Origin of the sequence: Streptomyces sp. NBC_00344, assembly GCF_036088315.1 — a bacterium.
Classification (GTDB): domain Bacteria; phylum Actinomycetota; class Actinomycetes; order Streptomycetales; family Streptomycetaceae; genus Streptomyces.
In genome coordinates, this window is the sequence record NZ_CP107996.1 from 1831319 (window position 1) to 1851166 (window position 19848).

General features: G+C 68.4%; 15 protein-coding genes. 3 read left to right on the forward strand and 12 right to left on the reverse strand.

Annotated features, from left to right (window positions below; translation table 11 throughout):
- Positions 1 to 3: 3 nt before the first annotated feature.
- The 4 genes from OHS16_RS08110 to OHS16_RS08125 all read right to left on the reverse strand — a co-directional run bounded on the left by OHS16_RS08110 (position 4) and on the right by OHS16_RS08125 (position 4838).
- Complete coding sequence (locus tag OHS16_RS08110) at positions 4 to 984, reverse strand: ABC transporter permease (RefSeq protein ID WP_328536492.1); 981 nt, start codon at positions 982 to 984, stop codon at positions 4 to 6.
- Positions 981 to 2039, reverse strand: a complete 1059-nt coding sequence (locus OHS16_RS08115) for an ABC transporter ATP-binding protein (protein WP_328536493.1) — start codon at positions 2037 to 2039, stop codon at positions 981 to 983. The genes OHS16_RS08110 and OHS16_RS08115 overlap by 4 nt, the downstream gene beginning before the upstream one ends.
- A 14-nt stretch (positions 2040 to 2053) precedes the next feature.
- The gene (locus OHS16_RS08120) at positions 2054 to 3739 is read right to left on the reverse strand and encodes an ABC transporter substrate-binding protein (protein WP_328536494.1); all 1686 of its coding nucleotides are present in this window, start codon (positions 3737 to 3739) and stop codon (positions 2054 to 2056) included.
- A 124-nt stretch (positions 3740 to 3863) separates the two neighbouring features.
- Positions 3864 to 4838: a LacI family DNA-binding transcriptional regulator gene (locus tag OHS16_RS08125; protein ID WP_328536495.1), complete on the reverse strand. Its 975-nt coding sequence runs from the start codon at positions 4836 to 4838 to the stop codon at positions 3864 to 3866.
- Between the two features lie 276 nt (positions 4839 to 5114).
- Here OHS16_RS08125 and OHS16_RS08130 point away from each other — a divergent pair, with 276 nt between their 5' ends.
- Positions 5115 to 6998: a ricin-type beta-trefoil lectin domain protein gene (locus tag OHS16_RS08130; protein WP_328536496.1), complete on the forward strand. Its 1884-nt coding sequence runs from the start codon at positions 5115 to 5117 to the stop codon at positions 6996 to 6998.
- A gap of 106 nt (positions 6999 to 7104) precedes the next feature.
- On the opposite strand, the gene cimA is transcribed toward OHS16_RS08130, so the two are convergent.
- The 6 genes from cimA to ureA form a co-directional block, all read right to left on the reverse strand.
- Entirely contained in the window at positions 7105 to 8712 is a 1608-nt protein-coding gene (gene cimA, locus OHS16_RS08135) for a citramalate synthase (protein WP_328536497.1), read from the reverse strand.
- Positions 8713 to 9107: 395 nt separating this feature from the next.
- The gene (locus OHS16_RS08140) at positions 9108 to 10433 is read right to left on the reverse strand and encodes an MFS transporter (RefSeq protein WP_328536498.1); all 1326 of its coding nucleotides are present in this window, start codon (positions 10431 to 10433) and stop codon (positions 9108 to 9110) included.
- A 96-nt stretch (positions 10434 to 10529) separates the two neighbouring features.
- Positions 10530 to 11132 (reverse strand): TetR/AcrR family transcriptional regulator, encoded by a 603-nt coding sequence (locus OHS16_RS08145; protein WP_328536499.1) that lies wholly within the window; start codon positions 11130 to 11132, stop codon positions 10530 to 10532.
- Positions 11133 to 11169: 37 nt separating this feature from the next.
- A complete protein-coding gene (locus tag OHS16_RS08150) occupies positions 11170 to 12180 on the reverse strand; it encodes an agmatine deiminase family protein (protein WP_328536500.1) in 1011 nt (336 codons plus the stop codon).
- A gap of 24 nt (positions 12181 to 12204) precedes the next feature.
- Complete coding sequence (locus OHS16_RS08155) at positions 12205 to 13881, reverse strand: urease subunit alpha (RefSeq protein ID WP_328536501.1); 1677 nt, start codon at positions 13879 to 13881, stop codon at positions 12205 to 12207.
- Positions 13878 to 14561: an urease subunit gamma gene (gene ureA, locus OHS16_RS08160; protein ID WP_328536502.1), complete on the reverse strand. Its 684-nt coding sequence runs from the start codon at positions 14559 to 14561 to the stop codon at positions 13878 to 13880. Before ureA ends, OHS16_RS08155 begins: the two co-directional genes overlap by 4 nt.
- A gap of 129 nt (positions 14562 to 14690) precedes the next feature.
- On the opposite strand from ureA, the gene OHS16_RS08165 reads away from it, so the two are divergent.
- Together OHS16_RS08165 and OHS16_RS08170 are read left to right on the forward strand one after the other, a co-directional pair.
- Positions 14691 to 16118 (forward strand): cytosine permease, encoded by a 1428-nt coding sequence (locus tag OHS16_RS08165; protein ID WP_328536503.1) that lies wholly within the window; start codon positions 14691 to 14693, stop codon positions 16116 to 16118.
- A gap of 11 nt (positions 16119 to 16129) precedes the next feature.
- On the forward strand, positions 16130 to 17341 hold the full coding sequence (locus OHS16_RS08170) for an amidase (RefSeq protein ID WP_328536504.1): 1212 nt from the start codon (positions 16130 to 16132) through the stop codon (positions 17339 to 17341).
- A gap of 105 nt (positions 17342 to 17446) precedes the next feature.
- Here OHS16_RS08170 and OHS16_RS08175 read toward each other — a convergent pair whose 3' ends face one another.
- Both OHS16_RS08175 and OHS16_RS08180 read right to left on the reverse strand, forming a co-directional pair.
- Entirely contained in the window at positions 17447 to 18535 is a 1089-nt protein-coding gene (locus OHS16_RS08175) for a branched-chain amino acid aminotransferase (protein ID WP_328536505.1), read from the reverse strand.
- A gap of 228 nt (positions 18536 to 18763) precedes the next feature.
- Positions 18764 to 19804 (reverse strand): 3-isopropylmalate dehydrogenase, encoded by a 1041-nt coding sequence (locus OHS16_RS08180; protein ID WP_328536506.1) that lies wholly within the window; start codon positions 19802 to 19804, stop codon positions 18764 to 18766.
- Between the last annotated feature and the right edge of the window lie 44 nt (positions 19805 to 19848).

A 19848-nucleotide genomic window follows, 5' to 3' on the forward strand; every position in this document is an offset into this window, starting at 1 on the left:
TTCTCAGGCCTCCCTTCGGGTGCGGGGGTCGAGGACCATATAGATCACGTCGGCGAGCAGATTGGCCGCGAGTACCGAGAGCGTGATGATCAGGAAGACGCCCTGCATCAGCGGATAGTCCTTGGCCCCGACGGCCTGGAAGAGCTGGAAGCCGATGCCCGGATAGGAGAAGACCATCTCCACCAGGAGCGTTCCGCCGACGATGAATCCGAGCGACAGCGCGAACCCGGAGATGTTGGGGAGGATCGCGTTGCGGGCGGCGTAGCTGAACATCACCCGGCGCTCGGAGAGTCCCTTGGCCTGGGCGACCATGACGTAGTCCTCGGAGGAGACCGTCACCATCATGTTGCGCATCCCGAGGATCCAGCCGGCGACCGCGCTGAGCACGATCGTCAGGCCGGGCAGCGCCGCGTGATAGAGCGCGCTGGAGACGAAAGGCCAGTCGAAGGCGGGGATCAGCGAGCTGTCGTACCCGCCGGCCGCCGGGAACCACGGCCATTTGACCGCGAACAGCGCGATGGCGATCAGCCCCAGCCAGAAGTACGGGATGGCGGAGATGAAGGTGGTGACGGGCAGCAGGCTGTCCATCCAGGAACCGCGCCGCCAGCCGGAGAAGACCCCGATGCCGGTGCCGAGCAGGAAGCTGATCAGCGTGGTGACACCGACGAGCGCCAGCGTCCACGGCAGCGACTGGGAGATGACCTCGCTCACCGGTGTGGGGAAGAAGGTGAAGGACAGCCCGAGATCGCCGTCGAGCAGATGCGACCAGTAACTGGTGTACTGCTGCCAGAGCGTCTGGTGCTTGTCGAGTCCGAAGAGCGCCCTGAGCGAGTCGATGGCCTTGGTGTCGAGCTGGCCCTGGAAGCGTGCGATCAGCGACTGGACGGGGTCGCCCGGCATCAGGCGCGGGATGAAGAAGTTGATGGTGATCGCGGCCCAGGCGGTGACGGCGTAGAAGGCGAGCCGTTGGAGCAGATACTTCACTTCGCTGCCGCCTCCTTCGTGACGGTCGCGCTGTCGTACAGCCAGCAGGCGGCCCACTGGCCGCCCTCCAGATCGAAGCGCGGGGGCAGCTCGGTGCGGCAGCGCTCCATCGCCTTCGGGCAGCGCGGGTGGAACCGGCATCCCGCCGGCGGTGCGATGAGCGAGGGCGGCTCGCCGCTCCCGGTCTCCTGCTGCTCCTCCGGCGCGACGACCCGGTCGGGATCGGGCGCCGACGCGATGAGCAGCTGGGTGTAGGGGTGGGCGGGTCGCTGGGTGACGGTCTCGCTGTCACCGCCCTCGACGATCCGGCCCGCGTACATCACCAGGGTGGAGTCCGCGAAGTAGCGGGCTGACGCGATGTCGTGGGTGATGTAGAGGATGGCGAGATGCAGCCGGTCCTTGAGGTCCTTCAGCAGATTGAGGACACCGAGGCGGATCGACACGTCGAGCATCGAGACCGGTTCGTCGGCGAGCAGCACCTGTGGATCGGCGCCCAGTGCGCGGGCGATGGCCACGCGCTGGCGCTGACCGCCCGACAACTCGTGCGGGAACTTGTCCAGGAACCGCTGGGGCGGGGTCAGCTGTACGCGTTCGAGCAGAGCCACAAGCCCTGCTTCGAGGTCCGCTTCGCCGCTGCCCGCCCTGCCGTGGATCTTCAGCGACCTGCTGAGGTGATAGCGCACGGTGTGCACCGGGTTCAGCGAGGCGAAGGGGTCCTGGAAGATGAGCTGGACCTGGCGTACGTATCTGCGGAAGGACCGGCCACGTCCGGCCTTCACCGCCCTGCCCTCGAGATGTATCTCGCCCCCGGTGAGCGGATACAGCTGCGCGAGCAGCCTGGCGACGGTGGACTTGCCGGAGCCGGACTCCCCCACCAGAGCCGTGACGGTGCCGCGCCGGAGTTTCAGCGAGACGTCGTCGACGGCATGGACGGCGCGGTGCCTGCGGGCGAGGACATCGCCGGTGTTGCGCCGCACCCGGAAGTGCTTGGAGACTCCGCGTGCTTCGAGCACGATGTCACGCGCTTCGGGCACTGTTTCGGTCTGTTCGGTCATGGCCGGTCCCCGTATTACTTGGCGGGCTTGAGGTGCAGCACGACGTCCAGCGCGTTCGGCTGGGTGGGCTGCGGCGGGCCGTACGGGTCGGACTCGGTGGGCCAGCCCACCCAGTTCTTGGTGGAGTACTCGGCCCCGATCGGCGCGGCCGCCGTGGGAATCATCGGCACCTTGTCGACCATGATCTTCTGAATGCTGTTCATGGCCTTCGTCCGGGCGGCCCCGGTGGTCGCGTTGGCGTACTCCTTCAGCGCCTTCGTCGCTTCAGGGCTGTCGAAGCGGCCGAAGTTGCCGATCGGCGAGGACTTGCCGACGGGCTGCAGCAGCGCTCCGTCCATGACGTTCTGGTACAGGTCGTACGGTGTCGGGCCGCTGTTGGTCCAGTGCAGAACGGCGTCGAAGTTGCCGTTGGACACGTCGGACGTCCAGGCGTCGGCGGTCTGGGTCTTGACCGTGGCGTCGATACCGAGCTGCTTGACGTCGGACTTGATGATCGACAGGCCGGTGATGTAGTCGTTCCAGCCCGCCGGGTCGGTCATCGTGAGCTTCACGGCCTTGCCGCTCGGGTCCTTCAGCACACCGCCGCTCAGCTTGAACCCGGCCTCCGAAAGGGCCTTCTTGGCCCCCGCGACATCGGGCTTGGTGCTGGCGTTCTTGTACTCGGGGGCCAGGAAGGAGTTGCCGGCGGGCAGCGGAATGCCGGTCGGGTTGGTGATCTCCGGGTACAGGGTCGATTCGGCCTGGACGAAGATCGCCTTGCGGTCGATCACCATGGCCATGGCCTTGCGCAGCGCCGGATTGTCGAACGGCTTGCGGGTGGTGTTGAACCACAGGCCGTGGATACCGAGTCCGGAGGGGAACCACAGTTTGTTGTTCTTCGGGTCCCTGGCGACGTACAGCTTCTTGTAGTCCGGCATGAAGACGAAGGACCACTCGGACTTGCCTCCGGCCAGCGCGGTGGTCTGGGCGCTGTTGTCGTTGTAGGACGTGTAGCGCAGCTCCTTGACCTGCGTCTTGCCCCTCCAGTAGGTGGGCGCCGCGGTGAGCGTCGTGGTCTGCGGAGTGAACGTCTTCAGGACGTAGGGTCCCGAGCCGATCGGCTTGCGGTTGGCGAACGTGGCCGGGTCCTTGACGGCGGACCAGATGTGCTTGGGCACGATGAAGGTGTTGACGATCTTGCTCTGGTTGACGAACTGCGATTCCTTGAAAGTCAGAACGACCTTGCCGCCCTGGGCCTGGATGCCGTCGTAGGGGATCGCGTTGCCGTTGAGCGCCTTGTTCTTCTTGATCAAGTCGAAGGTGAAGGCGACGTCGTCGGCGGTCAGCGGCTTTCCGTCGGACCACTTGGCCTTCGGGTCGATGGTGAACGTGACCCTGGTGAAGTTGGCCTCCCACTTCCACGCGGAGGCCAGCCAGGGCTTGCCCTGTTCGCTGGGCCGGATGCCGTTCGTCATCACCAGCGGCTCGTAGATCTGGAACCGGTAGCCCAGCGATGCACCGGCCGACGTGCCCAGGAACGGGTTGCTGTTGTCGGTCTGCGGCCCGTTCGGCATACCGATGGTGAGCACACCCGAGGCGGCGCCGGAACCGCTCTGTGAGTTGTTCTTGCTGTTGGCGTCTGAGCAGCCTGCGGCGAGGGCGACCACGGCTGTGGCTGCGGCGAGCACCCGGAATTTCCGGTTCGGCATGAATGCGGACATGGCGACTCCATCGAGGGACTACGAAGAACGGAGGGGAAGGGCGTAGCCGCGCTACGCGGGAAGGTGCGGTGGTGCGGTGATGCTTCGGTGCGGTGGCGCCGCGGCGACTCGTGACTCCGGGGCGCTATGGCGCCGAGGCGCGGACGACCAGCTCGGTGGGCAGCACGACGGGCTCCGCCGGTGCGGCCACTCCGCCCAGATGCCCGAGCAGTATCCTCGCCGCCATTTCACCCATACGGCGGGTGGGCTGGCGGACGGTGGTGAGCGGGGGCTCGGTGTGCTCGGCCATCGGGATGTCGTCGAAGCCCACGACGGCCACGTCGTCGGGCACGCTCCGGCCCGCGGCGCGCAGCGCACGCAGCGCCCCCGCGGCGCTGATGTCGTTGTGCGCGAAGACCGAGTCGAAGGCGGTACCCGATGCGATGAGCTCCTCGACCGCACGGCGGCCGAGCGCTTCGGTGAAGTCGCCCGTGACGACGATCGCGTCCGGCTGATGATCCCGGAATCCGGCCGTCCGTTCCCGGGTGCACCCGAAGTGCAGCGGGCCCGTGATGACCAGGGGCCTGGTGCGCCCGGCAGCCAGCAGGTGACGGGCGGCGGACGCTCCTCCTTCGCGGTTGGTGGTCACGACTGAGGGGAACTCGGGATGGTGGCCGCGGTCGTCGATCAGCACGACCGGCAGGCCTTTCCGGTGCAGTTCGGTTATTTTGTCCATGGTGTTCTCGGGTTCGACGACAAGGAGTCCGTCGAACGCGCGGGCCGAGACCCGGCCGATGAAGTGCTCCACCGACTCGGCGCCGCGGCTGATCGTGAAGAGCAGCAACCCGTATCCGGCCGCCTCCACGGTGTCGACGACGCCCTGAAGCACCTCGCCCATCCAGGGCCAGGCGAGCGACGGCACCAACATGCCCACCGTCCGGCTGTTCCCGCGAGCCAGGCCGACGGCCCCCGAACTCGGCACATAGCCCAGCTGGGCTATCACCTCCCGAACACGGGCCGCAGTCGAACCGTCAACCTCACCCTTGGTGTTGATGACCCGCGAGACGGTCGTCTTGCTGACGCCGGCCTCACGGGCGACATCGGCAATGGTGACGCGCATCGGGCCTCCACGATGAGGTCTGCAGGGGGTGTTCGGAGCGATGTCCGGAACCGGTCCCGGAACCGGTACCGGCGTTGAGGCGTGAGTAAAGCCCACCCCCGAGGTGTCGTCAATACTTCACACCGAGATTGGTCCAGACCGATCTTCGGTGCAGGCCGGGAGCGCTATTCGTTCAGGTTTTGAACGCCGAACCCCTTGACGCCCGAGGCCAACGGCAGTTCACTCACGCATCGATCGACGGCACTTCCCCCACTTCTGCCAGAAAGGCAGCTGCCCATGATCAGATCGAAATCCGTCCGCGGACTGACGCGGATCCTTCTCGCAGGTACGCTCGCGACCGCCGGGCTGACCGCGGCGGCGGCGAGCGACGCACAGGCTGCGGGCGAACCGGTGAACATCTGGCTGACCACGACGGACGACGCGGGCGGCCGCCATGTCACGGGTCTCGAGCAGCAGGCCCCGCTCAACTTCCAGTCGGGCAACGGCGGGAGCGGTGAGAACATCACCGTGGACGAGGCCACCCGCTATCAGACGTTCACCGGGGGCGGCGCGGACTTCACGGACACCGCGGGCTATCTGATGAAGAGCAGTGGTGCGCTGTCCCAGGCCACGCGCGACGCGACGATGAAGAAGCTGTTCTCCCCCACGGACGGGATCGGGCTGTCCTTCGTACGCAACCCGATGGGGGCATCGGACCTGGCCCGCTACGGCTACACCTACGACGACATACCGGCCGGACAGACCGACACGTCCCTGTCGAAGTTCTCGATCGCACACGATCTCGACGACGTGCTCCCGCTGACCAAACAGGCGAAGCAGCTCAACCCGGCCCTGACCACGATGGCTTCGCCCTGGACGGCGCCCGCCTGGATGAAGGACAGCGGTCAGCTGAACGGTGGCTGGCTGAAGGCCGAGGACTACGGCACGTACGCCGACTACTTCGTGAAGTACATCCAGGCATACCGGGACCAGGGTGTCCCGATCGACTACGTCACTCCGCAGAACGAGCCGACCTGCTGCGACGGTTACCCGTCGATGAGCTGGAACGGCTCGGGCCTCGCGTACTTCACCAAGAGCGAGCTGCTGCCGAAGCTGCAGTCCGCCGGGCTGTCCACCAAGGTCCTGGCACTGGACTGGAACTGGGACAAGTACGACGAGTACGCCGCCCCGACCGTCGACGACGCGGCGATCCGCAACCACCCGAACTTCGGCGGAGTCGCCTGGCACGGTTACGGCGGTGACGTCGCCAAGCAGACGGAGGTCCACAACAAGTACCCGCAGACCGACGCCTTCGACACCGAGCACTCCGGCGGCACCTGGGTCACCAACCAGCAGCACGACGACATGCTCAACATCATCGACTACACCCGCAACTGGGGTAAGTCGATCATCAAGTGGTCCCTGGCGGTCGACCAGAACCGCGGCCCCCACAACGGCGGCTGCGGGACGTGCGACGGCTTCATCACCGTCCACAACGGTGACAGCCGGAGCGGCCAGGTGGACTACAACATCGAGTACTACACGATGGGCCAGCTGACCAAGTTCGTCCACCCGGGTGCTTCCCGGATCGCTTCCACGGCCAGCACATCGGTACCGAACGTCGCCTGGCGCAACACGGACGGCTCGAAGGCGCTGATCGCGTACAACGACGCCTCGTCCGCGAAGCAGATCACCATCAACTGGGGCGGCCAGCACGCCTCTTACTCGCTCCCGGGCAAGACGTCGGCCACCTTCACCTGGTCCGGCACCCCGTCCGCCGGCGACCCGTCGGGCTCGACGGGAACCCTGGCCGGCCTCGGCGGCAAGTGCCTGGACGTGGCCGGTGGTTCCAGTGCGAACGGCAGCGCGGTGCAGCTCTACGACTGCAACGGATCGACAGCGCAGCGCTGGACGGCCGGCACCGACTCCACGATCAAGGCGCTCGGCAAATGCCTCGACGTGACATCGGGATCCACGGCCAACGGGGCGAAGACCCAGCTGTACGACTGCAATGGGTCGGACGCACAGAAGTGGTCCTACAACGCGTCGACGGGTGATGTGGTGAACACGGCCGCGGACAAGTGCCTGGACGCCACGGACAATTCATCGGCGAACGGCACGCGGGCGCAGATCTGGACGTGCACCGGTGCGGCCAACCAGAAGTGGCATCTGGCGACCTGACCGGACGCGTGCGAGAAACCTGTCCGGCGCCCCGTCCCGGGCGGGCCCTCGGTGCCGCACCGGCTCGTTCGAGCCGGTGCGGCACCGAGGATCTCCGCCTTCGTTCCTACTCCGCCGGCTCGACACCGGCCCGCAGCAGACCGTAGGTGTAGGCGTCCTCCAGTGACTGCCAGGACGCGGCGATCACGTTCTCCCCCACCCCCACGGTCGACCACTCCCCCTGGCCGTCGCTCGTGGTGATCAGCACCCGGGTCGTGGAATCCGTACCGTGCTTCCCCTCCAGGATGCGGACCTTGTAGTCGGTCAGCTGCAGCTTCGCCAGCTGCGGATAGATCCGCTCGAGCCCCACTCGCAGGGCCCGGTCCAGGGCATTGACAGGGCCGTTGCCCTCCGCAGTGGCGACGATGCGCTCGCTCTTCGCCCACAGCTTCACGGTCGCCTCGTTCGCGTGGGTGCCGTCGGGGCGGTCCTCGACGATCGCCCGCCAGGACTCGACACGGAAGTAGCGGCGGGCCCGGCCCTCCGCCTCCTCACGGAGCAGCAGTTCGAAGGAGGCGTCGGCGGCCTCGTAGGTGTAGCCGCGGAGTTCGCGCTCCTTGACCCGCGCGACGACCCGGCCGACCAGCTCCCGGTCTCCGCCGAGTTCGATGCCGAGTTCTCTGCCCTTGAGCTCGATGGACGCGCGCCCCGCCATGTCGGAAACCAGCATCCGCATGGTGTTGCCGACCCGCTCGGGGTCGATGTGCTGGTAGAGGTCGGGGTCGACCTTGATCGCGGACGCGTGCAGACCGGCCTTGTGGGCGAAGGCGGAGACTCCCACGTACGGCTGGTGCGTGGAGGGAGTGAGGTTGACGACCTCGGCGATGGCGTGCGAGATGCGGGTCATCTCGGCCAGCGCGGCCTCGGGGATGACCTTCTTGCCGTACTTCAGCTGCAGCGCGGCGACGACCGGGAAGAGGTTGGCGTTGCCGACCCGTTCGCCGTAGCCGTTCGCCGTGCACTGCACATGGGTCGCGCCCGCGTCCACGGCGGCCAGGGTGTTGGCCACGGCGCATCCGGTGTCGTCCTGGGCATGCATACCGATCCGGGCGCCGGTGTCGGCGATGACGGTGGCCACCACGGCCTGGACCTGGGCAGGGAGCATCCCGCCGTTGGTGTCGCAGAGGATGACCACATCCGCTCCGGAGTCGGAAGCCGCGCGCACCACTGCTTTCGCGTACTCGGGGTTGGCCTTGTAGCCGTCGAAGAAGTGCTCGCAGTCGACGAATACGCGACGGCCCCTGCCCACCAGATAGGAGACGGAGTCCCGCACCATGGCGAGATTCTCCTCCAGCGTGGTGCGCAGGGCCAGCTCGACATGACGGTCGTGGGACTTGGCCACCAGCGTGATCACCGGGGCTCCGGAGTCCAGCAGGGCTTTTACCTGCGGATCGTCCTCCGCCTTGGTGTTCGCCCGCCGGGTGGCTCCGAAGGCGACCAGCTGAGCGTGTCTGAAGTCGATCTCCTGCTGGGCACGCGCGAAGAACTCGGTGTCCCGGGGGTTGGCACCCGGCCATCCGCCCTCGATGAATCCCACGCCGAAGTCGTCGAGATGCCGGGCGATCGTCAGCTTGTCGGAGACGGTGAGGTTAATGCCTTCACGCTGTGCGCCATCGCGCAGCGTTGTGTCGAAGACATGAAAACTGTCGTCCGCGGCCTTGTCGTCTGTGGTCATGCTGATCTGACTCCTGTCGGGTGGGTGGATCCCGGAATGTCTGGCTCCACTTGCCCCCGTCTTCGCACGCACCTCGCTTCCCGGCCGGGGTTGGGGCCTGGAAACGAAAAAACCCCTCGCGGGTGCGAGAGGTTAGCGCGCGGGTCTGGGGCACGGTGGCCGCCCCGTACTTGGTGGTACGGATGCGGTCACTGCGGACCGGCGCGCCTGCTGCCGATAATCATGGCGAACGAGGACACAGTGGCAGTCTGCCATAAGGGACGCCCCGGACCGAGGGGGTCTCACGATGCGGTCCGGACGTGCCGTGCAGGGCCCCGGCCCGCCCCGGACCCCGGGGCGGGCGACCCACGGGCATGGAGGGGGCGGGCAGGGAGCGGCCCTCACCTGCGCACCGCTCAGGCCGTGGCCCGCGAAGGGCCGGGGACCGGTACGGGGCTGGGGCCGGCCGCCCCCTCCACCCGGTTCAGATCGATGTCCCGGGTCTCCCGCATCGTGAGGTAGACCACAAGCGACACCGCCGCGCACCCTGCCACGTACCAGAAGAAACCGGACTCGACCCCTGCCTTCTTGAACCAGAGGGCCACATACTCCGCGGTCCCCCCGAAGAGCGCGTTGGCCAGGGCGTACGGCAGAGCGACGCCCAGCGCCCGGATCCCGGTCGGGAACAGCTCGGCCTTCACACACGCGTTGATCGACGTGTACCCGGTGACGACGACCAGCGCCAGGACCGCAAGCCCGAACGCCGGCCAGAAGGTCCCGGCGTGCCTGAGCATCTTCATGATCGGAACAGTCAGAAACGTGGATCCCACGGCGAAGGTGATCAGCATCGGCCTGCGGCCGATCCGGTCGGAGAGCATCCCGGCCAGCGGCTGCAGGCACATGAAGAGGAACAGCGCGCAGAAGCTCACCAGTGAAGCGGTCGGCTTGGCCATGCCCGCGCTGGAGGACAGGAACTTGGTGAGATAGGTGGTGTACGTGTAGTACGCGACCGTGCCGCCCATGGTCAGCGCCATCACCAGAAACGCTTCGCGCCGGTGGGTCCACAGCATCCTGAGGGTGCCGCGGTCACTGTCGGCCGCCGCGCCGGACTCCTCGTACACCTCGGTCTCCAGCATGGAGCGCCGCAGATAGAAGACGATGCCCGCCCCGACGGCGCCGACGATGAAGGGGAGCCGCCAGCCCCAGCTGTGCAGCGCGTCCTCCGACATGTTGCGCTGGAGCAGAATCTGCAGCCCCAGGCCCACGAGCTGGCCCGCGGTCATGGACACGTACTGGAAGCTCGAGGCGAATCCCCGCTTCTCCGGGGCCGACGCCTCGGTGAGATAGGTCGCGCTTGCCGCGTATTCGCCGCCGACCGACAGCCCCTGGAGGAGCCGGGCGACCAGCAGTACCGCGACGCCGCCGTAGCCCGCGACCTCATAGGTGGGCGCGACGGCGATCAGGATCGCGGATGCCGACATCAGTGAGACCGTGAGCGTCAGTGCCGCCTTGCGCCCCTTGCGGTCACCGATGCGGCCGAGCAGCCAGCCGCCGACGGGGCGCATGAAGAAGCCGACGGCGAAGATGCCCATGGTGTTCATGAGGTTCGCGGTCTCGTTCCCCTTCGGGAAGAAGGCGTCAGCGAAGTACACCGCGAACGTGGCATACACAAACCAGTCGAACCACTCGACCATGTTGCCGGCCGAACCGACCCAGATCTTCTTCCACTGCTCTCGTCCCATGGTCGTTCACGGTGACGGAATGCCGTCGGACGCCACAAGAGGGCCTGCGGCAACGATCATGCGTACTTGCGTGCGTTGTGTTCGCGACGCGCGGCGTCAGCCCAGCGCCTCATCGATGAACTCGCCCACGTGGGACAGGACCTGGCCGCGGTCCGAACCCGGGAGTGCCATCGCGACATGCGTACTGAATCCGTCCAGCAATGCGCGGATGCGAGTGGCGAACCGCTCCGCGTCGACCGCGCGCAGTTCACCGCGCGAGGCGCCCTCGACCAGCAGTGCGACCAGGTCACGGTGCCAGGACAACTCGATGTCGAGGAGCCGGGCGCGCGTGTCGTCGTCGACACCGTGCGCGCGGTTCCACAGTTCGAGCCAGAGGGACCAGTGCGGGTCGCGCGGCCCTGCGGGGATGTAGAGGTCGACGAACGCGTCCAGCCGCTCGCGTACCGGGACCTGCCGGGCGAGGGCCGAGCGGCGGTCCACGCCGAGCTGCTCCTCGCTCCACTCGAGGGTTTGCAGAAGCAGCTCGTCCTTGGTGCGGAAGTAGTACAGGAGGTGCCCGCTGCTCATCCCGACCTCGCGGCCGAGCCCAGCCATGGTGAGCTTCTCGAGGCCGCGTTCGGCGATGCTGGCCATAGCGGCGGCCAGCACGCTCTCGCGGGGCGGGGCGTTCTTGCGCGCGCGGGCCGCCGGTTCGTTCATGGAGTCCAGAATATGGGGTCGTACGAACGGCGGGGCATCAGCCCACCACGGGCTGCTGCTGGGTGATGCAGTGGATGCCGCCGCCGCCGGCGAAGATCGTCCTCGCGTCCACCTGCACCACTTCGCGATCGGGGAACAGACCGCGGAAGATCTCGGCCGCCTCCTCGTCCCTCGGATCGTCGAACGAGCAGAGCACCACACCGCCATTGCAGAGGTAGTGGTTGATGTAGGAGTAGTCGGCCCACTCGCCGTCCGTCCGCAGAACGGTCGGCGCGGGCACCTCGACCACTTCGAGCGGGCGCCCCCCGGCGTCCCGCTCCGAGCGGAGGAGATCCACGATCCGCCGGCAGAGCTCGTGGTCGGGGTGGGCGGGGTCGGGCTGGCTGTGGGCCACGACCACTCCGGGGCGTACGAAGGCGGCGACGATATCCACGTGCCCCCGGGTCCCGAACTGCCCGTAGTCGCCGGTGAGTCCGCGGGGCAGCCAGATCGCCCGGGTTGTGCCGAGCTGTGTGTGGATCTCCTGCTCGACCCGTTCCCTGGTCCAGCCCGGATTGCGCTCGGGGCCGAGCTGGACGGTTTCGGTGAGCAGCACGGTGCCCTCGCCATCCACATGGATCGCACCGCCCTCGTTGACCAGCCCGGAGGGCTGGATACGCGCTCCGGCCAGGTCGCAGACGATGGCGCCGATCTTCGCGTCGTGTTCCCAGCGGGCCCACTCCTGGGCGCCCCAGCCGTTGAACGTCCAGTCCACAGCGGCGAGTTCAGTGCCGTCGGTGAGGAATGTCGGGCCTATGTCCCGCATCCAGGCGTCGTCCAGTTCACGCTCGACGAGATCGATGTCAGGGCCGAGCTGAGCGCGTGCGCCATCGGCCTGGCCGGGGCCTGTCACCATGGTGACCGGTTCGAAACGGCGCACGGTGCGGGCCACCGCCGCCCATGCCGCACGCGCCTCGGCCAGACCGGCACCGTCGAAGGTGGGGTTGGGGCCGGGCCAGGCCATCCAGGTGCGCTCGTGCGGGGCCCATTCGGGGGGCATGCGAAACATGGTGAGTCCTCGGGGCAGCGGTGCTTACAGGAAGTAGAGCCGGTTGAGGGAGACGGAATCGGCGGGCGCCGATCTCAGCGGGTCTCCGTCGAGGGTGACGAGCCCGGTGCGCTGGTTGACGTCCACCGTTCCCGTACGGGAGTTGAGGCGCAGGTCCGCAGGCCCTATCCCGCGGGTGCCGCGCACGGCGACGCGCCGGCGCCGGGTCGGCATCAGGTCGCTGCCGCCGTCGATGGCGGCCTGCGCGACGAACGCCACCGACAGATCGGCCGCCGTCGTTCCGTAGGACCCGAACTGCGGGCCGAGGACCAGGGGCTGGCAGGTGTCCGTCGCCGCGTTGGGATCGCCGGTGACGCCGTACGCGGGGAAGCCCGATTTCAGCACCAACTGCGGCTTCGCACCGAAGGAGTCGGGCCGCCACAGCACGATGTCGGCGAGCTTGCCTGTCTCGATCGAGCCGATCTCGTGCGCGAGGCCGTGGGCGATGGCGGGGTTGATCGTCAGCTTGGCCATGTAGCGCAGCACTCGGGCGTTGTCGTCCTCGCCATCGGCGCCCCGCTCGGACTTCATCTTCCCGGCCATCGCGAAGGTCCTGCGCACGGTCTCGCCCGCGCGCCCCATGCCCTGGGCGTCCGACGAGGTGATCCCGATGGCGCCCAGGTCGTGCAGCACGTCCTCGGCGCCCATCGTGCCCGCGCGGATCCGGTCACGGGCCATGGCCGCGTCCCCCGGCAGGTCCGTCTTGAGATCGTGTACGGAGACGATCATCCCGTAGTGCTCGGCGACGGCGTCCCGGCCGAAGGGCAGGGTCGGGTTGGTCGACGAGCCGATGACGTTCGGGACGCCGGCCATCCTCAGCACATTCGGCACGTGGCCGCCCCCGCAGCCCTCGATGTGGAAGGCATGGATCGTCCGGCCTTCGAGCACGTTCAAGGTGTCCTCGACCGACAGGCACTCGTTCAGTCCGTCGCTGTGCAGGGCGACCTGGACGTCGTACTCCTCCGCGACCCGCAGCGCGGTGTCCAGCGCGCGGGTGTGCGCGCCCATGTCCTCGTGCACCTTGAATCCGGAGGCGCCGCCCTCGGCGAGTGCCTCCACCAGAGGCGCCGCGTCGGACGAGGAGCCGCGCGCCAGGAAGCCGATGTTGACCGGCCAGGCGTCGAACGCGTTGAACGCATGGCGCAGCGCCCAGGGCGAGTTGACGCCGACGCCCCAGACGGGGCCGAACTCCTGGCCGATGACGGTCGTCACGCCGGAGGCGAGCGAGGCTTCCATGATGCGCGGCGACAGCAGGTGCACATGGGTGTCCACGGCTCCGGCCGTAGCGATCAGGCCTTCGCCGGAAACGATCGACGTCCCGGTCCCGACAACCACATCGACCCCTTCGAGGGTGTCCGGGTTCCCGGCCCTGCCGATCGATGCGATACGGCCCTCGCGTATCCCTATGGACACCTTGCGGATGCCCTGTACGGCGTCGATGACCAGGACGTTGCTGATCACGACGTCGCAGGTCTCCCGGACCGCTGCGGCCTTGAGGTGCAGTCCGTCGCGGGCCGTCTTGCCGAATCCGGCGAGGAACTCGTCACCCGGCCGCTGGGAATCGGACTCGACCCGCACGATCAGTCCGGAGTCACCGAGCCGGACCCGGTCACCGGCACGTGGCCCGTGCACTGCGGCGTAGTCGCTCATCACGTCGTTCATCGGTCCGCTCCCAGATATCCGCAGGCCACGGCGCGCCGCAGGGCCTCTTCCTTCGCCCCGGGCGCATCGAGCGGGCCGTCGACGAGGCCCGCGAAACCGATCGCGACGCGGTCTCCGCCGATCGGCACCAGTCCGGCCTCAGCACTCTCACCCGGGCCGAACCGCATGGACGACCCCGCCGGAACGCACAGCCGCATCCCGTAACCGGCCGCCCGGTCGAAGTCCAGCCGGGGGTTGGCTTCGAAGAAGTGGAAGTGCGAGGTGACACTGACCGGTACGGATGCGGTGTTGCGCACGGTCAGCGTCAGTGCTGGTACGGGTTCGGGGTAGCCGGGCCCGGCCAGTACGGCCCCCGGTGCGCCCCCGCCGAGTGATCCGCCGCCGATGGGGTCGGTCACGACAGCCAGCCGGGAGCCGTCGTCGAAGACGGCCTCCACGTGCACCTCGGTGACCACGTCGGCGACGCCGGGCAGTACGTCCCCCGGACCCAGCACGGAGCGGGCCGCCTCGATCGCCTCGGCGAGCCTTCGGCCGTCGCGGGCCGCCTCGCAGACCGTGTCGGCGATCAGCGCGGTCGCCTCGGGGACATTCAGCCGCAGGCCACGGGCCCTGCGCGCCCGGGCAAGCCCGGCCGCGCCGAACAGCAGCAGGCGGTCACGTTCCGTCGGGGTCAGTCGCACGCCACTCCCACCTCCATTACTTAGATCGCCACTCTAACCAGAGGTCACGGACAAAGAAAGCATTGACATACAGGCTGGGGATACACCACATTGAGCGCCACTCAAATCAACGAGTGGAGGGTATGCCTCATGCCGATCGAACAGCGCGGAGTCGACACCATTCCTGACGCGGAACGCACCAGCGGCCCGCGCGATCTCATCAGCATCCTGCTGGGCTCCAATCTGTGTCTGGGCGTGATCGTCTTCGGCTGGCTCCCGGTCTCCTTCGGTCTCGGTTTCTGGGCCTCGGTCACATCGGTGGTCGCCGGCACACTGGCCGGCACCCTGCTGACCGCCCCGCTCGCGCTGGTCTCCCTGCGCACCGGGACCAACCTGTCCACGTCCAGCGGGGCTCAGTTCGGCGTACGCGGCCGGCTCATCGGATCGGTCGTCGGACTGCTGCTCTCTCTCGGCTACACCGCACTGACGCTGTGGACCGGCGGCGACGTGATGATCGGGACTCTCGCCCGGATCACCGGCCTGCCGGACAACGGCTGGGTCCACGCCGTTGTGTACGCGGTACTCGCGGCCCTCACCGTCACCGGCGCGGTGTACGGCTACCGCCTGCTGCTGCGCCTCAGCAAGGCCCTGGCCGTCGCCATGACCGCCCTGCTGGTTCTCGGACTCCTCGCCTACGCACCGGACTTCACCACGGCGCCTGCCCAGGGCACCCCGTATCTGCTCGGCTCCTTCTGGCCCACCTGGCTGCTGTCCGCCGTGGCCGCGGGGCTGAGCGGGCCGATCGCCTTCATCACCCTTCTCGGCGACTACACCCGCTATGTCTCGCCCCGCCGGCACAGCAGCCGCTCGGTGCTGCGCGCCACCTGTGCCGGCCTGGTCCTCGGGCTGCTCGTCCCGCAGCTCTTCGGGACCTTCACCGCTCTCGCCGCCCGCTCCTCGCTCGACTACGCGGGGCCGCTCGTCGCCTCATCGCCCTCCTGGTACCTGATCCCGCTGCTGCTCGCGGCGTCGGCCGGATCTGTGGGCAACGCCGGTCTGATGCTCTACTCGATGGGTCTGGATCTCGACGCGATCCTGCCGCGCGCCACCCGTGCCCGCGCCACACTCGTCGTCGCCGCGGTCGCCACGCTCTTCGTCTTCGCCGGACACTTCGCCTGGGACGCGCAGTCGGCCATGACGTCCTTCGTGCTCCTGCTCACCGCCATCGGCACCCCGTGGGCGGTGATCACCGTCATCGGTCACGTCCGCTGCCGCGGTGCGTACGATCCGGACGCCCTGCAGGTCTTCAACCGACGTGCCAGGGGCGGGATCTACTGGTACCGCGCGGGCTGGAACCTAACGGCGGCAGCGGCCTGGGCGACGGGAGCGGCGGTCGGCCTGGCCGCGGTCTCCACTCCGCTGTACGAGGGTCCTCTGTTGCGGCTCACGGGCGGCGTCGACTGCAGTTTCATCTTCTCCGGCGTGGCCGGCGGACTGGTCTACGCGGCGCTGACGCCGCGCGCTGACGCCGCAGGAGTACCTGCCGAGAACCCTTCCGATGCGCTCGCGGAGTTGTAGCGTCTCGTCCCATGGACCGTGAGATACAGGCGTTTGTTCCCGAACCCGGCCGCGCCGAGCGGCTGGCCTCCGAGACATCCGCGATCGCCGCACACTGGCCGGACCCTGCCGAGAGACCACCGCTGTACGGCGTCCAGGTCGGCATCAAGGACATCATCCATGTCAACGGCCTTCCGACGAGGGCGGGTTCCTCCCTGCCACCGGAGGCGCTGGCCGGCCCGCAGGCCTCGGTCATCGACCGGCTGTACGCGGCGGGGGCGGTGATCGCGGGCAAGACGGTGACCGCCGAGTTCGCCGTACTGGCCCCCGGCCCGACCCGCAATCCCCGCAATCTCGCGCACACCCCCGGCGGCTCGAGCAGCGGTTCGGCGGCGGCGGTCGCGGCGGGGATGATCCCGCTGGCCGTGGGCACCCAGACGGTCGGTTCGATGATCCGGCCTGCCGCGTACTGCGGAGTGGCCGCCTTCAAACCGACATACGGCCGCATCCCGGTCGACGGCGTGATCGCGAATGCCCCGAGCTTCGACACGCTCGGCATCTTCGCACCGGATGTGGCCGGGCTCGCGCCGGCGGCCGCGGTGGTCTGCGACACCTGGCGGCCCGCGGAGCCCCCATCCGGCCTCCCGGTGCTCGGCATCCCCGAGGGCCCGTACCTGGAGTGCGCCGAGCCCGGAGCACTGGAGGCCTTCGCCGCCCACACGGATCGGCTGCGGGCGGCCGGCCACCGGATCCTGCGAGTGCCGGTCATGGCCGACTTCGAGCGGGTCAGGGCCCAGCTCTTCACGATGAACCGCTATGAGGTGGCGCGCACGCACGCCGAGTGGTTCGAGCAGTACGGGGAGCTCTACCGCCCGGAGACCGCGCGGGCGATCGGCGAGGGCCACACCATCACCGACCTGGAGTACGCCCGCGCCCAGCGCGAGAGGGTGGCGTTCCGCGACCGTCTGGATGCGGCGATGGCACCGATCGACCTGTGGATCACCCCGTCCGCGACCGGCCCGGCGCCACGGGGCCTGGCCACTACCGGCAGCTCCGTCATGTGTCTGCCGTGGAGCAATGCGGGACTGCCGTCGCTCACGGTGCCTGCCGGGCTCGCGGGGAACGGGCTGCCGCTGGGGGTGCAGTGCGTCGCGGCACGCGGACGCGACGAGGAGCTGATGGCCTGGGGCGCCGGGATCGAGGCAGCCCTCCGGACGACGGACGGCGGCCCGTCCCGCGTATGACGAGCCGGGCCGGGAGCCCCTTCTGCCCCGGATGCGGGCAAGGGCCGGGGCCGGGGTTCACGCCCCCCAGCCCCGGCCCCCCAGCTCCGTCCCCTCGGCCTCCGGTCAGCCCAGCGGATGCATCCAGCCGTGCTTGTCCTCGCTCACACCCCGCTGGATGTCCAGCAACGCCTTGCGCAGCCGCACGGTGACCTCTCCCGGTTCGCCGGTCCCCTGCTCCCACTCGCCGCCGTTGGACTTGACCGTACCGACGGGGGTGATGACCGCGGCCGTCCCGCAGGCGAAGACCTCGGTGAGCGTGCCGTTCTCGCTGTCACGGCGCCACTGGTCGATGGAGACGCGGCCCTCCCCTGACTCATAGCCGAGATCGCGGGCGACGGCGAGCAGGGAGTCACGGGTGACACCCGCGAGGAGGGAACCGGTGAGCTCCGGGGTGATGATCTTGTTCCCGTACACGAAGTACAGGTTCATGCCGCCCAGTTCCTCGACCCACTTGTGCTCGACGGCATCGAGATAGGCGACCTGGTCGCAGCCCTTCGCCGCGGCCTCGGCCTGGGCCAGCAGGGACGCGGCGTAGTTGCCGCCGGTCTTCGCGTCGCCCACGCCGCCGGGGACCGCGCGGACCCGGTCCTCGGAAAGCCAGATCGAGACCGGCTTGACCCCACCGGCGAAGTACGCGCCGGCCGGCGACGCGATGACGACGAAGAGATACTCGTTGGACGGCCGCACGCCCAGCCCGACCTCGGTGGCGATCATGAACGGGCGTAGGTAGAGCGACTCCTCGCCGCCATGCGCGGGCACCCATGCCTTGTCCTGCTGGACCAGCGCGTCGCATGCGGCGATGAAGGTCTCGACCGGCAGCTCCGCCATGGCCATCCGGCGCGCGGACGCCTGGAAACGCCTGGCGTTGGCCTCGGGCCGGAAGGTGGCGACGGATCCGTCGGGCTGCCGGTATGCCTTGAGCCCCTCGAAGATCTCCTGCGCGTAGTGCAGGACGCTGGTCGCCGGGTCGATGGACAGGGGGGCATAGGGGCCGAGCTGAGCGTCATGCCAGCCGCGCCCCTCCGTCCACTTGATCGTCACCATGTTGTCGGTGAAGTGGCGGCCGAAGCCGGGGTTGACCAGAATCGCCTCCCGCTCCGCGTCGGACAGCGGATCAGAGGAGGGCTTCAGCTCGATCGTGGGCGTCGTCATCAGTGGTTTGTCCTTCACCGGTTGTTTGTGACGGACCGCGCTCACGCCACTACTAGGACGTCCGAGCTTCCCCTCATACCGCGGCCCTCGTTCGATTATCGCGCGCGGGGTGCCGTGGGGTGAAATGCGTGAATGCGGTCCAGGGATCGATGGTCGCACCCGGAGACCGCAAAACACAGCCGCCGGGTGTCTGTGCGACCCGGCGGCTGTGATGGATCAGTCGACGGGTCAGCCCGCTACTCGTACCGCGAGCGCGTCGCCGATCTCGTCGGTGGTGCGCGGGGTGCCGTCACGCTCGGCCAGGTCGGCGGAGACGGCTTCCTCGATGCGGACCGCCTCGGTCTCGTGGCCGAGGTGACGCAGGAGGAGGGCGACGGAGAGAATCGTGGCCGTCGGGTCGGCCTTGCCGGTGCCCGCGATGTCGGGCGCCGAACCGTGCACCGGCTCGAACATCGACGGGAAGGTACCCGTCGGGTTGATGTTGCCGGAGGCCGCCAGGCCGATGCCGCCGGTCACGGCAGCGGCGAGGTCGGTGAGGATGTCACCGAAGAGATTGTCGGTGACGATCACGTCGAAGCGCTCGGGCTGGGTGACGAAGAAGATCGTCGCGGCGTCGACGTGCAGATAGTCGGTGCTGACGTCCGGGAACTCCTGGGCGACCTTGTCGAAGATGTTCTTCCACATGTGGCCCGCGTACACCAGGACGTTGTTCTTGTGGACCAGCGTCAGCTTCTTGCGCGGCCGCGCCTGGGCGCGGGCAAAGGCGTCCCGGACCACGCGCTCCACGCCGTACGCGGTGTTGACGCTGACCTCGGTGGCGATCTCCGCCGGGGTGCCGGTGCGGAGGCTCCCACCGTTGCCGGTGTACGGGCCCTCGGTGCCCTCACGGACGACGATGAAGTCGATCTCCGGACTGCCGGCCAGCGGGCTGGCTGTGTTCGGAAAGAGCTTCGACGGGCGCAGGTTGACGAAGTGATCGAACGCGAAGCGGAGCTTCAGCAGCAGACCGCGCTCCAGGACGCCCGACGGCACGGAGGGGTCACCGATCGCACCGAGCAGAATCGCGTCGTGCTGCTTCAGCGCCTCCAGCTCCGCATCCGGGAGGGTCTCACCGGTGCGGTGCCAGCGCTGGGCGCCGAGGTCGTACTCCTTGCTCTCCAGCTTCACATCGGAGGGAAGGATCGCGTTCAGGACCTTGAGGCCCTGAGCCACGACCTCCCGGCCGATACCGTCACCGGGGATCACTGCGAGATTGAGGCTGCGAGACATACCGGCACCCTACTGCGCGTCCCAGGGGATGACACGCGACGTCC

Bases quoted from the DNA above. Each gene is read 5' to 3' on its own strand.
- OHS16_RS08120 (WP_328536494.1), bottom strand. From the start codon at position 3,739: ATGTCCGCATTCATGCCGAACCGGAAATTCCGGGTGCTCGCCGCAGCC.
- OHS16_RS08170 (WP_328536504.1), top strand. From the start codon at position 16,130: ATGGACCGTGAGATACAGGCGTTTGTTCCCGAACCCGGCCGCGCCGAG.
- OHS16_RS08175 (WP_328536505.1), bottom strand. From the start codon at position 18,535: ATGACGACGCCCACGATCGAGCTGAAGCCCTCCTCTGATCCGCTGTCC.
- OHS16_RS08125 (WP_328536495.1), bottom strand. From the start codon at position 4,838: ATGCGCGTCACCATTGCCGATGTCGCCCGTGAGGCCGGCGTCAGCAAG.
- OHS16_RS08145 (WP_328536499.1), bottom strand. From the start codon at position 11,132: ATGAACGAACCGGCGGCCCGCGCGCGCAAGAACGCCCCGCCCCGCGAG.
- cimA (WP_328536497.1), bottom strand. From the start codon at position 8,712: ATGACCACAGACGACAAGGCCGCGGACGACAGTTTTCATGTCTTCGAC.
- OHS16_RS08155 (WP_328536501.1), bottom strand. From the start codon at position 13,881: ATGAACGACGTGATGAGCGACTACGCCGCAGTGCACGGGCCACGTGCC.
- OHS16_RS08130 (WP_328536496.1), top strand. From the start codon at position 5,115: ATGATCAGATCGAAATCCGTCCGCGGACTGACGCGGATCCTTCTCGCA.
- OHS16_RS08150 (WP_328536500.1), bottom strand. From the start codon at position 12,180: ATGTTTCGCATGCCCCCCGAATGGGCCCCGCACGAGCGCACCTGGATG.
- OHS16_RS08180 (WP_328536506.1), bottom strand. From the start codon at position 19,804: ATGTCTCGCAGCCTCAATCTCGCAGTGATCCCCGGTGACGGTATCGGC.
- OHS16_RS08115 (WP_328536493.1), bottom strand. From the start codon at position 2,039: ATGACCGAACAGACCGAAACAGTGCCCGAAGCGCGTGACATCGTGCTC.
- OHS16_RS08140 (WP_328536498.1), bottom strand. From the start codon at position 10,433: ATGGGACGAGAGCAGTGGAAGAAGATCTGGGTCGGTTCGGCCGGCAAC.
- OHS16_RS08165 (WP_328536503.1), top strand. From the start codon at position 14,691: ATGCCGATCGAACAGCGCGGAGTCGACACCATTCCTGACGCGGAACGC.